Annotated in this window: 14 protein-coding genes; 8 read left to right on the plus strand and 6 right to left on the minus strand. The window is 69.7% G+C overall.

Annotated elements, in window-relative coordinates; genetic code table 11:
- Position 1 precedes the first annotated feature (1 nt).
- The 3 genes from DC434_RS10935 to DC434_RS10945 all read left to right on the plus strand — a co-directional run bounded on the left by DC434_RS10935 (position 2) and on the right by DC434_RS10945 (position 1,892).
- The gene (locus DC434_RS10935) at positions 2-424 is read left to right on the plus strand and encodes an organic hydroperoxide resistance protein (RefSeq protein WP_116635293.1); all 423 of its coding nucleotides are present in this window, start codon (positions 2-4) and stop codon (positions 422-424) included.
- 19 nt (positions 425-443) lie between these two features.
- Entirely contained in the window at positions 444-1,421 is a 978-nt protein-coding gene (locus DC434_RS10940; protein ID WP_116635294.1) for a zinc-binding dehydrogenase, read from the plus strand.
- A 72-nt stretch (positions 1,422-1,493) separates the two neighbouring features.
- Complete coding sequence (locus DC434_RS10945; RefSeq protein WP_116635295.1) at positions 1,494-1,892, plus strand: RidA family protein; 399 nt, start codon at positions 1,494-1,496, stop codon at positions 1,890-1,892.
- Here DC434_RS10945 and DC434_RS10950 read toward each other — a convergent pair.
- Positions 1,882-2,502, minus strand: coding sequence for a hypothetical protein (locus tag DC434_RS10950; protein ID WP_133192797.1), 621 nt, complete (start codon positions 2,500-2,502; stop codon positions 1,882-1,884). The two genes, DC434_RS10945 and DC434_RS10950, sit on opposite strands and share 11 nt — an antisense overlap.
- Positions 2,503-2,585: 83 nt before the next feature.
- On the opposite strand from DC434_RS10950, the gene DC434_RS10955 reads away from it, so the two are divergent.
- Positions 2,586-4,334 carry an alkaline phosphatase family protein gene (locus DC434_RS10955; RefSeq protein WP_243408892.1) on the plus strand — a complete coding sequence of 583 codons (1,749 nt, stop codon included), beginning with the start codon at positions 2,586-2,588 and terminating at the stop codon, positions 4,332-4,334.
- A gap of 15 nt (positions 4,335-4,349) precedes the next feature.
- Here the strand turns inward: DC434_RS10955 and DC434_RS10960 are convergent, their stop codons facing one another.
- Genes DC434_RS10960 through DC434_RS10980 form a run of 5 tightly spaced genes read right to left on the minus strand, consistent with a single transcriptional unit; the run spans position 4,350 to position 8,307 of the window.
- Positions 4,350-5,426: a DNA polymerase IV gene (locus DC434_RS10960; RefSeq protein WP_207769949.1), complete on the minus strand. Its 1,077-nt coding sequence runs from the start codon at positions 5,424-5,426 to the stop codon at positions 4,350-4,352.
- Positions 5,427-5,466: 40 nt separating this feature from the next.
- Positions 5,467-5,859 carry a DUF1304 domain-containing protein gene (locus tag DC434_RS10965; RefSeq protein ID WP_116635298.1) on the minus strand — a complete coding sequence of 131 codons (393 nt, stop codon included), beginning with the start codon at positions 5,857-5,859 and terminating at the stop codon, positions 5,467-5,469.
- A 26-nt stretch (positions 5,860-5,885) separates the two neighbouring features.
- Entirely contained in the window at positions 5,886-6,719 is an 834-nt protein-coding gene (locus DC434_RS10970; RefSeq protein WP_116635299.1) for a CPBP family intramembrane glutamic endopeptidase, read from the minus strand.
- Positions 6,716-7,441 carry a tRNA (guanosine(46)-N7)-methyltransferase TrmB gene (trmB, locus tag DC434_RS10975; RefSeq protein ID WP_116635429.1) on the minus strand — a complete coding sequence of 242 codons (726 nt, stop codon included), beginning with the start codon at positions 7,439-7,441 and terminating at the stop codon, positions 6,716-6,718. The genes DC434_RS10970 and trmB overlap by 4 nt, the downstream gene beginning before the upstream one ends.
- A gap of 26 nt (positions 7,442-7,467) precedes the next feature.
- Entirely contained in the window at positions 7,468-8,307 is an 840-nt protein-coding gene (locus DC434_RS10980) for a DUF3097 domain-containing protein (protein ID WP_116635300.1), read from the minus strand.
- A 122-nt stretch (positions 8,308-8,429) separates the two neighbouring features.
- Between DC434_RS10980 and DC434_RS10985 the strand changes: the two genes are divergently transcribed.
- The 4 genes from DC434_RS10985 (at position 8,430) to DC434_RS11000 (ending at position 12,610) form a co-directional block, all read left to right on the plus strand.
- Positions 8,430-10,502, plus strand: coding sequence for a TPM domain-containing protein (locus DC434_RS10985; protein WP_165808051.1), 2,073 nt, complete (start codon positions 8,430-8,432; stop codon positions 10,500-10,502).
- Positions 10,503-10,560: 58 nt separating this feature from the next.
- Entirely contained in the window at positions 10,561-11,304 is a 744-nt protein-coding gene (locus tag DC434_RS10990; protein ID WP_116635302.1) for a PspA/IM30 family protein, read from the plus strand.
- Positions 11,305-11,372: 68 nt separating this feature from the next.
- Positions 11,373-12,176 (plus strand): arginase family protein, encoded by an 804-nt coding sequence (locus DC434_RS10995; protein ID WP_116635303.1) that lies wholly within the window; start codon positions 11,373-11,375, stop codon positions 12,174-12,176.
- Complete coding sequence (locus DC434_RS11000) at positions 12,173-12,610, plus strand: Fe-S oxidoreductase (protein WP_116635304.1); 438 nt, start codon at positions 12,173-12,175, stop codon at positions 12,608-12,610. The genes DC434_RS10995 and DC434_RS11000 overlap by 4 nt, the downstream gene beginning before the upstream one ends.
- Position 12,611: the final 1 nt, after the last annotated feature.

The raw sequence follows: 12,611 nt of genomic DNA on the forward strand, positions 1-12,611 counted from the left end.
CATGGAAGCTCTCTACACCGCAGAGGCCCTCGCCACCGGAGCCGGACGCGACGGCCACGTCGCCACGAGCGATCGCCGCGTCGAGTTCGATCTCGCGATTCCGAAGGAGATGGGCGGAAGCGGCGATGGCGCGAACCCCGAGCAGCTCTTCGCCGCCGGGTACGCGGCCTGCTTCCACTCGGCGCTGCAGAGCGTCGCCCGCGCCCAGAAGGTGCGCATCGCCGACTCCTCGGTGGGCGCGCGCGTGCAGATCGGCCAGAACGGTCGTGGCGGGTTCGGCCTCGCGGTCGAGCTCGAGGTCGTGATCCCCGAGATCCCGCACGAGCAGGCCCAGGCCCTCGCGGACGCCGCGCACGAGGTGTGCCCGTACTCGAACGCGACCCGCGGCAAAATCGATGTCACCATCACCGTCTCCGACGACTGACCCGAGAGGCAGAACCACCATGCGCGCACTCATCCATTCCACATTCGGCACGCCCGAAGAGGTCCTCGAGGTCCAGGAGCGCCCCGTCCCGGAGCCCGGCCCCGGTCAGGTGCGCCTGCGCATCGTCCTCTCCCCCATCCACAACCACGATCTCTGGACGGTCCGCGGCACCTACGGCTTCAAGCCCGAGCTTCCCGCAGCCTCCGGCACCGAGGCGCTCGGCATCGTCGACGCCGTGGGCGAGGGTGTCGAGCACCTCGCCGTCGGCCAGCGCGTCGCCACCGGCGGCACGTTCGGCGCCTGGGCCGAGTACATCCTGGCGAGCGCGGCCGGACTCGTCCCGGTACCCGACTCGCTGCCGGACGAGAGCGCCGCCCAGCTCGTGTCGATGCCGTTCAGCACGATGACCCTGCTGCAGTTCCTGCAGGTCGAGGAGGGCGACTGGATCGTCCAGAACGCGGCCAACGGCGCGGTCGGACGGATGCTGGCTCAGCTCGGCGCCGCCCGCGGCATCAACGTCCTCGGACTCGTCCGCCGGTCCGCCGGCGTCGAGGAGCTCCGCGCGCAGGGCATCGACAACGTGATCGCCACCGACCAGGACGACTGGAAGGAGCAGGCGGCCGCTCTCATCGGCGATGCCCGCGTCGTGGCCGGCGTCGACTCGGTCGGCGGAGCCTCGGCCGGGCAGGTGCTCTCGCTCCTCTCCGAGGGGGGAACGCTCGTGGCCTTCGGGGCCATGGACTCCCCCACCATGGAGATCGCGTCCTCCGACGTGATCTTCAAGCAGGCCACCGTGAAGGGCTTCTGGGGCAGCAAGGTGATCCCGGCGCTCGATCCGGCCGACCGCAAGGCCCTCTTCGGCGAGCTGTTCCAGCGCATCGCCGACGGAACCCTCACGCTTCCCGTCGCGGGCGTCTTCGACGCCGCCGACATCGCCGAGGCCGTCCGCGCCAACGGGACCCCCGGCCGCGTGGGCAAGGTGCTGCTGAAGTTCTGACGCGCATCGGGAGGCGGCCGGCGACGGCGCCTCCCGTTGCTCAGTGTCCGACCCCGGGTGCACACTCCCCTCATGGAGATCACACTCGCTCAGCCCGAGGGGCTCGTCGTCAGCCCGGCATTCAGTCACGTCGCCGTCGTGCCCCCGGGTGCGACCACGATCTACGTCGGCGGTCAGAACGGCGTCGACACCACGGGAGCCGTCGTCTCGGCCGACGCCGCCGAGCAGTCGGCTCGCGCCGTCGAGAACGCCAGGATCGCGTTGGAGTCGGCCGGCGCGGGTCTCGGCGACGTCATCAGCTGGACCGTCCTCATCCATCAGGATGCCGATCTGCGCGCCGCCTACGGCGCGGTCGCGTCGAAGCTGGCGCGTGAGGGGGCGCCGCCCCTGGTCACCGCGGCACTCGTCGCGGGACTCGGCGTCCCGGGAGCGTTGATCGAGGTCAGCGCGGTGGCCGCGGTCATCCGCTGAGGCGCGCGGTCTCCGAGCGTGAGCGCCGGGCGCGGACCCACCTGTCGATGGCGACGGCCGCCCATGCGCCGCCGAGACCGATGATGACCACCACGCCGAGCGTGACGAGCGCGTAGGCCCCGGAGGTCACCGAGCTCTCGACGAGAAGCCTGCTCACGACGGGCGAGACCAGGATCAGCAGGAGGACGACGTAGGCGGCGGGTGTGCGCTCCCTGACGATCAGCCACCCGCCGAGGCTCACGAGGAGCGTGATCAGCCCCTGATCAGTGACGAACTGCCAGACGCTGATCGGCTCGACGATGTTGCCCACGCCCCGTTCGATGCCGATCGTGGCCCAGAGCAGCAAGGTCACGCAGGCCAGGGTGACGGCGCCGAGACGCCGCGCGGCCGAGGTGGGGAACATCGCGAACGACACGATGTACAGGCCGAGACAGACCAGGAACTCGAAGACGTCCACGATCGGGATGTCGGTGCCCAGGACCCCGGCGTAGTTCTCCGCCTGGATGAACGCGTCGAAGCTCGTGACGATGTTCAGGTAACCCGCGAACAGCACGCCGCCCATGCTCGCGCCGTATCGCGCATTCCTGTCGAATCGCACTCGCTCCGCCATGACTCGACCTTAGCGATATATCCGTCGTCGACGGTCGACGCTCGGCGGTCTCTCGCGTTGCTACTATGCGAGAGGAGGTGCGGGTGGAAGACACAAGCAGCACGCAGGCGGACGGGGACTCGTCCTCGCCGCAGTCACGTCGTGACTTTCTTCGTCGAGCGGGGATCGGCGCCGCGGGTCTCGCGATCGGCGGGTCGGCAGGAGCCGCCGTCACCGCGGCGGCCACCGCCAGTCCGCCGGAATTCGCACCGCTTCCGACGCGCAAGGTCCCGGGATTCGATCACGTCGTCGTGGTCATGTTCGAGAACCGCAGCTTCGACAACATGCTCGGCCACCTCTACAGCGCCGAGGAGAAGTCGAAGGACGAGTTCGACGGGCTCGCCCAGGGCTCTTACTCCAACCCCGGTCCGGACGGCGAAGCGATCGAGGCGCACATCTACTCCGGCTCCACAGACCACATCATGCAGTCGCCGCAGCCGGACCCCGGTGAGCACTTCCCGCATGTGAACACCCAGCTCTTCGGAACGGTCGATCCGGCGGGCAACGCCCACATCCGGAAGAACGGCCAGATGCCGCCGTTCAACACGCCCCCGACCGGCGCGACTCCCACGAACGACGGCTTCGTGCGTGACTACGTCATCAACTTCGAGCTCGACAAGGGTCGACCTCCGACGGCCGACGAGTACCGGATCGCGATGGGCGGCTTCAGCCCCGAGATGATGCCCGTGCTCTCAACCCTCGCGCGCGAGTTCGCCGTCTATGACGCGTGGCACGCCGCCGTTCCGTCCCAGACGTTCTGCAACCGCCTCTTCTTCCATGCCTCGACCTCTCACGGGTACGTCACGAACCACGGCGGCGACGGGTACTACAAGTGGATCGACGGGCCGGCGGCACCGACGATCTTCAACCGCCTCGAGGAGGCGGGCATCCCGTGGCGCATCTACTACGACGGATCGCAGCTGGTCTCGCTCACGGGACTCCTGCACTCCCCCGTGCTGCAGCCGTACTGGAAGACCAACTTCCGGGAGATGAGCCAGTTCTACGAGGACGTGAAGAGCGGCGATCTCCCGGCCTACAGCTTCATCGAGCCCCGCATGGTGTTCAACCACAACGACATGCATCCGCCGTGGGGCGCGCACGTCCGCGAGACCGACGTCGAGATCGACGGCGAGACCGTGCCGGTCTACAACAGCGCACTCTCCGATGTCCGCGCCGGCGATCGGCTGGTCCAGGACATCTACGACGCGATCCGCACGAGCAAGTCGCACACGGGATCGAACGCGATGAACACCGCTCTCGTCATCACCTTCGACGAGCACGGCGGGACGTACGACCATGTGGCCCCGCCGCAGACGACGCCTCCCGACCGCAGCGGCCCCGGTGAGATGGGGTTCGTCTTCGATCGGCTCGGGGTGCGCGTGCCCGCCATCGTGGTCAGCGCCTACACGGCCCGAGAGACCGTCATCCACGATGAGATGCACCACGGCTCGATCATCAACACCCTGTGCCGTCAGCACGGGCTGTCGCCCCTGACGCTGAGGGATCAGACGGCGAACCCGATCTTCAACGCGATCAACCTCACCGAGCCTCGGCAGCCGTACACCTGGCCGAAGCCTCGCGCGCTCTACGTCGGGCGCAACCCGGAGGAGGATGACGCGACCTCGTCCGCGACGAAGCACAAGCATCGTCCGCTCACGGCACCGGCGGTCGGCCTGACCGGTCTGCTCCTCGCCCGCTACAACCCGGGTTCGAAACCTCCCAAGACCTACGGCGAGGCGTACGAAGCGGTCACCCGGTACGGGTCGGGGCTCTTCGGCGTCTACGACGAGTGAGCCTCGGCGCCCTGCTCAGATCCGGCCGCGCACCGGCGTCCGCTCGACGGGGTCGCCGTCGTCCGGCATCGCCATCTCCGCGCGGACGCCCAGCAGGCGGATCTCGCGCTCGGCGTCCAGAGTCGAGCCGAGCGCGACAGCCGCCTCGATGACGTCGTCCCGTCGCTCGGTCGGAGAGGCGAGCTTGCGGCCCAGCGTCTTCGTCTCGAACGGCGCGTACCGAACCTTCAGATGCACGCGGATGACCGGCCGCCCCTCGGCTGCGCAGTCGTCGAAGGCCTGCCCGGCGAGCTCGCGGATCGAGGCTTCGACCTCCGCCGTGGTCGTGAGGTTCTGCTGAAAGGTCGTCTCCCGGCTGTGGCTGCGCGCGATCCAGGGCGTGTCGTCGACGACGTGCGGCCCGAGGCCGGATCCGAGGCCGTGATACCAGACGCCCATCTTCGGACCGAACTCCGTCACGAGCTCCTGCTCGTCGGCGTCCGCGAGCTCTCTGACCGTCTGGATGCCGTGATCGGCGAGGCGCTTCTGCACCTTCGATCCCACGCCCCAGAGATCACGCGTGGGCTTCGCACCCATCACCTCGAACCAGTTCTCCTCGGTGAGCCGGAAGGTGCCCCGGGGCTTGCCGAACTCGGTCGCGATCTTGGCGCGCACCTTGTTGTCGCCGATGCCGACCGAGCAGTGCAGGCCGGTCGCGTCGAGCACGGCCGCCTGCGCATCGCGCGCCGTCTGCTCCGGGTCGTCGGTGGTCACCCCGAGGAAGCACTCGTCCCAGCCGATCACCTCCAGCACGACGCCGGGGAGGGTTCGCAGCGCTGTCATGACCTCGGCAGAGGCGGCTGCGTACGCCTCGTGATCCACAGGCAGGAACACCGCGTCCTCCGGCGCCTTGCGCGCGGCGATCTTGAGCGGCATCCCCGAGCCGATGCCGAACTCCCGCGCCTCGTAGGATGCGGTCGAGACCACGGCGCGCTCGGTCGGGTCGCCGCGTCCGCCCACGATCACAGGACGGCCGACGAGCTCGGGGCGGCGCAGCACCTCGACCGCGGCGATGAACTGATCCATGTCCACGTGCAGCACCCAGTCGGCCATGCAACGAGTGTGGCGGCTGGTGGATCGGATGTCACCCCTCTCAGCCGAGAGCGATGCCGATCGCCGTGCCGATCACGGCGAGGAGCGGGAGGGTCCCCTGCATCACCGCGGCACGGATCTTCGTGCGGTCCGAGAGCACCAGCACGAGCGCGGCGGCGGCCATCATGCCGGTGCCGGCGAAGACGAGCGTCAACCCGACGGTGGGTGACCCGACGATCACGAGACCGATGCCGAGCAGCGTCGTCAGCGCCAGGAACAGGTTGTAGAAGCCCTGGTTGAAGGCGAGCTGCTTCATCGTGACGGCATCCGCCTCGCTGGCGACGCCGAAGATCTTCCTCGTCTCGGGCTCGGTCCACTTCAGCGACTCGAGCGCGAAGATGAACACGTGGAAGGCCGCAGCGGCTGCGGCGAGGACGAGACCGACGATGAGCATGGACCGATTCTCTCAGAACAGCCGGCTCAGACGAGGAAGATCGGCAGAACTCCGGGGTTGTGCGCGTGCACGAGGACGGCGAAGACGACAGCGTCGAAGAGCAGGTGCACCGTCACGACATAGGCGAGAGAGTGCGTCCGCAGGAAGATGAAGCCCTGCAGCAGAGCGAACGGGATCGTGAGCAGCGGACCCCACTCGCGGTAGCCGAGCTCCCAGAGGAACGACACGAACACGATCGCCTGCAGCACGTTCGCGACCACGTCGGGGAAGTGCCGGCGCAGCAGGGCGAACACCGTGCAGATGAAGAAGAGCTCGTCCCAGATGCCGACGGCGCCGACGCCGACGAACAGTCGCACGATCAGCTCGGGCGTGTCGACGACCGGCCAGTTCTGATAGACGCCGCTGGTGATGAAGTAGAACGGCAGGATCAGCCACCCGAGCACCAGCACCGCGACGAGCCAGCCCCACTGGAGGCGGCCCCAGCGCTTGCGGGTGCGCCAGGGGAAGCTGATGGCACGGTCGCGGTAGACGAACCGTGAGATCACGTAGGGCACCACGACCGCCCCGCCCAGAGCGAGCGTGAACCGGAGCATCGCCATGTCGTCGAGCTCGGCGGCGAGCGGGATCACGCTGACGATCAGCATGCCCACGGCGATGAGCGACAGGTCCCTGGTCAGCGAGGGCTCGGATGCTGTCACCCTCCCGCGCTCGACCGCCCAGGCGGCACCGACGCCCAGCGCCAGCAGCACCCAGCCGAGCCACGGGATCTCCAGGACGAAGAACGCGGGCGCGGCGGCGCAGACGAGGAGCGCGGGCGCGATGCCGCGCCCGAGCGCGGTGTCGCCCCGCACGACGGTCACGCGCGGTCCCGCCGCCGATACACGAGATCGCGGATGTCGCGTCCCTTCGCGATGCCCTTGCGCTCGAACGCCGTCATGACCCGACCGTCGAAGCGCTCGGCCCACTCGCCGTCGAATGCGCGCTCGAACAGCGGCTCCGCATCGAGCACCTCGCGCATCTGCTGGGCGTAGTCCTCCCAGTCGGTGGCGAGTCTCAGGAGTCCGCCGTCGCGCAGCGCCCGCGCCGCGTTGTCGGCGAATCCTGGGCGCACCAGGCGCCGCTTGGTGTGCTTCTTCTTGTGCCACGGGTCGGGGAAGAAGATCCACACCTCCCGGGCCGCGGCCTCCGGGAGGAACGAGGCCAGCACCTCTGGCGCGTTGGCCTCGACGACGCGGAGGTTGCGAGCGCCCTCCCGATCGGCGTCGAGCATCGTGCGGGCGAGGCCGGCGCGGAAGACCTCCACGGCGAGGAAGTCGTCTGCAGGGCGCGACGAGGCCGCCGCGACGATCGCGTGACCCTGCCCCGAGCCGATCTCGACGTACAGGTCGGCGGCGCGACCGTATTCCGCAGCGGGATCCAGGCGCGCCTCCGGGTGCACCGACGTCCAGGCCACGTCCCGCGGGACGTCGAGCAGATAGTGCGGGGCCAGGTCGGAGAAGGCGCGGTCCTGCGCCTCCGACATGCGGCCGCTGCGGCGTACGAAGGACACCGGCTCGTCACGGAAGGTGCGGGGTTCGGGCATGATCCCAGGGTAGTCGGCGGAGACGCTCACTCCGCGGGCGCGGTCACGAAGTCGATGAGCTCTTCGACGCGCCCCAGCAGCGCCGGCTCGAGGTCCCGGTAGGTCGTCACCTTCGAGAGGATGTGCTGCCACGCGCGCCCGGTGTCGCCCTGGGTCTCGTACGGCCAGCCGAACGCGCGGCAGATGCCGGTCTTCCAGTCGGTGCCGCGAGGGATCTCCGGCCACTTCGCGATGCCGAGGGCGCGCGGAGTCACGCACTGCCACACGTCGACGAACGGATGCCCGACGATGCGCAGGTGGCGGCCGTGCGGACCGCGCGCCACGGCATCCGCGATGCGGGACTCCTTCGATCCGGGAACGAGGTGGTCGACGAGCACTCCGTAGCGGCGGCTCGCGCTCGGCGGTTCCGCGGCCAGCAGATCGTCGAGCAGGTCGACGCCCTGCAGGAACTCGACGACGACGCCCTCGACGCGGAGGTCCGCGCCCCACACCTTCTCGACGAGCTCCGCGTCGTGCTTGCCCTCGACGAGGATGCGGCTGGGCAGCGCGACACGTGCACGCTGATCGGCGACGACGAAGGATCCGGATGCCGTGCGCCGCGGACCCTGCTCCGACGCTGCGGGAACGACGAGTCGCACGGGAGCGCCGTCGATCAGGAACCCACCGCCGAGCGGGAACAGCCGCTTTCGGCCGAGGCGGTCCTCGAGCTCCACGTTGCCGCCCTGCACACGGGTCACGGCGCCGCAGTAGCCGTCGTCCGCGACCTCGACCACGAGGTCGGTCTCGGCCGGCACCTGCGGCACCTTCTTCGCCCCGCGCTCACGCCAGCCCGCCGAGAGCACATCCGATCCGTACCGGTCATCCATGCCTTCCAGCGTATGTGTCTCCGCTGATGGCGAACGGAGATCGGGCAAGGGATGCTGTCGCGTGTCGGCCTCTGTGCATAGACTCGTGCCATGGGGCTCGGCTGCCGGTCGGAGGGAAAAGCATGACGAAACGGTGGCTCACGCTGGCCGCGTTGACCGTGGCCGCGGTCGCAGGGGCGTTCTCCGCCTCCGCGGCATCCGCCACCGATCCGATCACGCTCGACTCCGGGTACGTCACCGACGACGCCGGGGTGCTGAGCTCCGCGCAAGAGGATGCCGTCGAGGCCCGTCTGACGGAATTGAGCGCGAACTCGAACGCCGACCTCTTCGTCGTCCTGGTCGACGACTTCTCCTCCCCCTCCGACAACGCCGAGTGGGCGGACACGGTCGCGCAGAACAACAACCTCGGCTCCGAGCAGTATCTGCTCGCGATCGCCGTGGAGGGCCGCAGCTACTACATCTCCGCCGCACCCGACGGCCCGCTGAGCGACAGCAAGCTCGACGACGTCGAGAACAAGATGGTGCCGCTCGCCTCGCAGAACGACTGGGTCGGGGCGATCACGCTCGCGGCCGACGAGATCCAGGGCGACGGCGGCGCGGGCGCTCTGCGCGTGGCGCTGATCATCGGCGCCGTCGTGGCGGCCGGCCTGCTCCTGTGGCTCGTCATCGCGCTCGTCCGCCGCTCGCGACGCGACGCCGAGGTGCGGCGGCGCGGCGCGATGCCCGAGACGCCCGACCCGAACGACCCGTTCTCCACTCTCACCGACGAGCAGGTCGAGACGCAGGCAGGGGTCGCTCTCGTGCAGGCCGACGATGCGATCACCTCGAGCAAGGAGGAGCTCGGATTCGCCGTCGCGCAGTTCGGCGAGGGCGCCACGGCTGAGTTCACGCATGCCGTCGAGGCGGCGAAGGCGAAGATGTCCGAGGCCTTCGACCTCAAGCAGAAGCTCGACGACGAGATCGAGGACACGGTCCAGGACCGCCGGGCCTGGCACATCCGCATCATCCAGCTCGCCGACGAGATCGGCGACGTCCTGGAGGAGAACACCGAGGCCTTCGACGAGCTGCGCAAGCTCGAGCAGAACGCCCCTCAGGAGCTCGAGCGGGTTCGCGGCGAGCGGGCGGCCCTGGCACCCGTTCTCGCATCGGCCGCTCCCGCCCTGGCGGCGCTGTCGGCCTCGTACGATCCCGCAGCGCTCAGCACCGTGTCGGACAATCCTGCTCACGCGCAGGAGCGCGCCACCCTCGCGGATCGCTCGATCGAGGCCGCACGCCAGGCGATCGCGGCCGGTCGATCCGGCGAAGCAGCATTCGCGATCCGCACCGCCGAGCAGTCGGTCGCGCAGTCGGCGCAGCTCGCTCAGGCCATCACGGCGCTCGGGCAGGAGCTCGCGACGATCGAGACCCAGGCGCAGGCGCTGATCGTCGAACTGCAGGGCGACATCGCCGCAGCCCAGCAGCTTCCGGATGCCGGCGGCACGATCGCCGCGGCCGCATCCGCGACGGCCCAGCAGGTGCAACTGGCGCAGACGCAGCTGGCCGGCGCGGGTCGCAACCCGCAGGCCGCGTTCGCGACGCTCACGGCTGCGAACGCGCAGATCGACGCCGCCCTCGCGCAGGGTCGGGAGACCGCAGAACGCGCCCGTCGGGTGCAGCAGGTCCTCGACCAGACCCTGACTCAGGCGAACTCCGAGATCCGCGCGACGCGCGAGTACATCGAGACCCGCCGCGGCACGGTGGGCTCCACCGCGCGCACCCGCCTCGCCTCTGCCGAGGCCAGCCTGACGCAGGCGCAGAATCTGCGGGCGACGGATGCCGAGGCGGCACTGGCCGAGGCGAACCGCGCGGTCGAGCTGGTGCGCCAGGCGACCTACGCCGCTCAGTCCGACGTGCAGTCCTACAGCTCCCCCTCCGCCGCGGACGACGGATGGGGAGGCGGGCTGTTCGGCGGCTCCGGCTCGTCGTCCGGCGGCTCGGGAATCGGTGGCGACATCCTCGGCGGCATCATCGGCGGACTCCTCTCCGGTGGCGGAGGCGGCGGAAGCTCCTCCCGCAGCAGCAGCTGGCGCTCCGGCGGGGGCGGCGGCTACCGCAGCTCCGGTTTCGGAGGAGGCTCCCGCAGCAGCTCGCGGAGCAGTTCCCGCAGCAGCAGCAGCAGCGGCCGCAGCGGTCGATCCGGAGGTAGGCGCTTCTGATCCGCACATCGACAGGTACCCCAGGCTCACGACTCCGTCCCTCTGAAAGGAATCACGCATGACCAAGCAGTCCATCTTCGGACGTATCTCGACCCTCGTCCGCGCGAACATCAACTCGCTCCTCGACTCTGCCGAAGACCCGCAGAAGATGATCGATCAGCTCGTTCGCGACTACACGAACAGCATCGCCGACGCCGAGTCCGCGATCGCCGAGACCATCGGCAACCTGCGCCTGCTCGAGCGCGATCACGAAGAAGACGTCCAGGCGGCCACCGAGTGGGGCAACAAGGCTCTCGCCGCCAGCCGCAAGGCCGACGAGATGCGCACGACCGGCAACGCCGCGGACGCCGACAAGTTCGACAACCTCGCGAAGATCGCGCTGCAGCGCCAGATCAGCGCCGAGCGCGAGGCGACCGGCGCCGAGCCGCAGATCGCCGCGCAGACCGAGATCGTCGACAAGCTCAAGAGCGGCCTCAACGGCATGAAGGACAAGCTCGGCGAGCTGAAGAACAAGCGCAGCGAGCTGCTCGCCCGTGCCAAGGTCGCCGAGGCGCAGACCAAGGTGCAGGACGCCGTCGGTTCGATCAACGTCCTCGACCCCACCAGCGAGCTCGGGCGCTTCGAAGACAAGGTCCGCCGCCAGGAGGCCATCGCCCAGGGCAAGATCGAGCTTGCGGCCTCCAGCCTCGACGCGCAGTTCGAGAGCCTGGAAGACCTCGGCGAGCTGACCGAGGTCGAGGCGCGCCTCGCCGAGCTCAAGGCCGGCGGCACCGCGCCGCGCCAGGCCATCGAAGGCTCCTGACACACCCCGCCGATGCCCCGGACACCACTCGTCCGGGGCATCGGCGCTTTCTCCCCCGGAGGCAACCCATGGTGCGATTCCTCGTCGTCCCGCAGTGGCAGGGCTCGCCCGCACCGCGCGCGATGCTCCTCGTCGACGGCGCCTCCGCGATCGCCGGCGACCTTCCGCGCGCGGCGACGACCCTGCTCGATGTGCCCGTCGAAGCCGGAGAGTCACTCGGCACCGGCGTCCGTCGCCTGAGCGCGCTGCTGCGCACTCGCGAACTGGTGCGCGAGCATCTGCAGGAGGACACCGTCATCATCGGCGGCGACTGCAGCGTCACCGTCGCGGCCCTCGCGGCGCTGCCGGGCGGAACGGATGACCTCGCGGTGGTGTGGTGCGATGCGCACGGCGACCTCCACACGCCGGAGACCTCGCCATCCGGAGCCTTCTCCGGCATGGCCCTGCGCGCCGTGCTCGGGCAGGGAGAGGAGCAGATCGTGCTCTCCCCCGGCATCCCGCGCGATCGCATCGTCACGGTCGGCATGCGCGACGTCGATGACGCGGAGGTCGACCAGCTCGACACGCTCACACAGCTCTCCGTCGACGACCTCGCGCGCACCGATGCGCTGGCCGAGGCCATCAGCGCGACGGGAGCGGCCCACGTCTGGGTGCACATCGACGTCGACGTGCTCGATCCCTCGGATCTCGCCGGAGTCTCCTCCGCCGCTCCCTTCGGCGTCTCCCCCGCAATCCTCAGCGCGGCGATCCGTCGGCTGCGGGAACAGGTTCCGCTCGCGGGCGCCACCATCTCCGGTTTCGCACCTCGCTCCCCGGCGGATGCGGTCGACGATCTGGGCGCCCTTCTCCGCCTGGTCGGGGCTGTCGCGTGACCGCGGACTGGAAGCCGACCGCGGAGGCGGCACTCGCCCGCGGGCGACGATTCGATCGCCGCATCCCCTCGTTCCTGCTGCGTTCGCCGATCAGCCGCGTCGGCTACTGGTGGGGCACGGGAGTCGGCTGGCTCTGGGGCTCGCTGTGGAGCACGGGCCCGGTCGAGCGCCGTGCGGGTCTCTGGATCTTCCAGGGCATGCCGAGATGGACCTTCAACCGCGGCGGAGTGTGCGTCGGCGGATGCTTCCTCACGGGTGACACGCGTCCGACGGACGCGGTGCTCCGTCACGAGGCGGTGCACAAGGAGCAGTGGCTGCGCTACGGCTTCCTGATGCCGCTGCTGTACCTGTTCGCGGGACGCGACCCGCTGCGCAACCGCTTCGAGATCGAGGCGGGCCTGGAGGACGGCAACTACGTGCGCCGCGCGCGCTGAC

This window comes from Microbacterium sp. TPD7012, assembly GCF_003075395.1.
Classification (GTDB): Bacteria; Actinomycetota; Actinomycetes; order Actinomycetales; family Microbacteriaceae; genus Microbacterium.

Excerpts from the sequence above, each read along its gene's own strand:
- DC434_RS10935 (WP_116635293.1), top strand. The coding sequence starts at position 2 with ATGGAAGCTCTCTACACCGCAGAGGCCCTCGCCACCGGAGCCGGACGC.
- DC434_RS10940 (WP_116635294.1), top strand. The coding sequence starts at position 444 with ATGCGCGCACTCATCCATTCCACATTCGGCACGCCCGAAGAGGTCCTC.
- DC434_RS10945 (WP_116635295.1), top strand. The coding sequence starts at position 1,494 with ATGGAGATCACACTCGCTCAGCCCGAGGGGCTCGTCGTCAGCCCGGCA.
- DC434_RS10950 (WP_133192797.1), bottom strand. The coding sequence starts at position 2,502 with ATGGCGGAGCGAGTGCGATTCGACAGGAATGCGCGATACGGCGCGAGC.
- DC434_RS10960 (WP_207769949.1), bottom strand. The coding sequence starts at position 5,426 with ATGGCCGACTGGGTGCTGCACGTGGACATGGATCAGTTCATCGCCGCG.
- DC434_RS10965 (WP_116635298.1), bottom strand. The coding sequence starts at position 5,859 with ATGCTCATCGTCGGTCTCGTCCTCGCCGCAGCCGCTGCGGCCTTCCAC.
- trmB (WP_116635429.1), bottom strand. The coding sequence starts at position 7,441 with ATGCCCGAACCCCGCACCTTCCGTGACGAGCCGGTGTCCTTCGTACGC.
- DC434_RS10980 (WP_116635300.1), bottom strand. The coding sequence starts at position 8,307 with ATGGATGACCGGTACGGATCGGATGTGCTCTCGGCGGGCTGGCGTGAG.
- DC434_RS10985 (WP_165808051.1), top strand. The coding sequence starts at position 8,430 with ATGACGAAACGGTGGCTCACGCTGGCCGCGTTGACCGTGGCCGCGGTC.
- DC434_RS10990 (WP_116635302.1), top strand. The coding sequence starts at position 10,561 with ATGACCAAGCAGTCCATCTTCGGACGTATCTCGACCCTCGTCCGCGCG.
- DC434_RS10995 (WP_116635303.1), top strand. The coding sequence starts at position 11,373 with ATGGTGCGATTCCTCGTCGTCCCGCAGTGGCAGGGCTCGCCCGCACCG.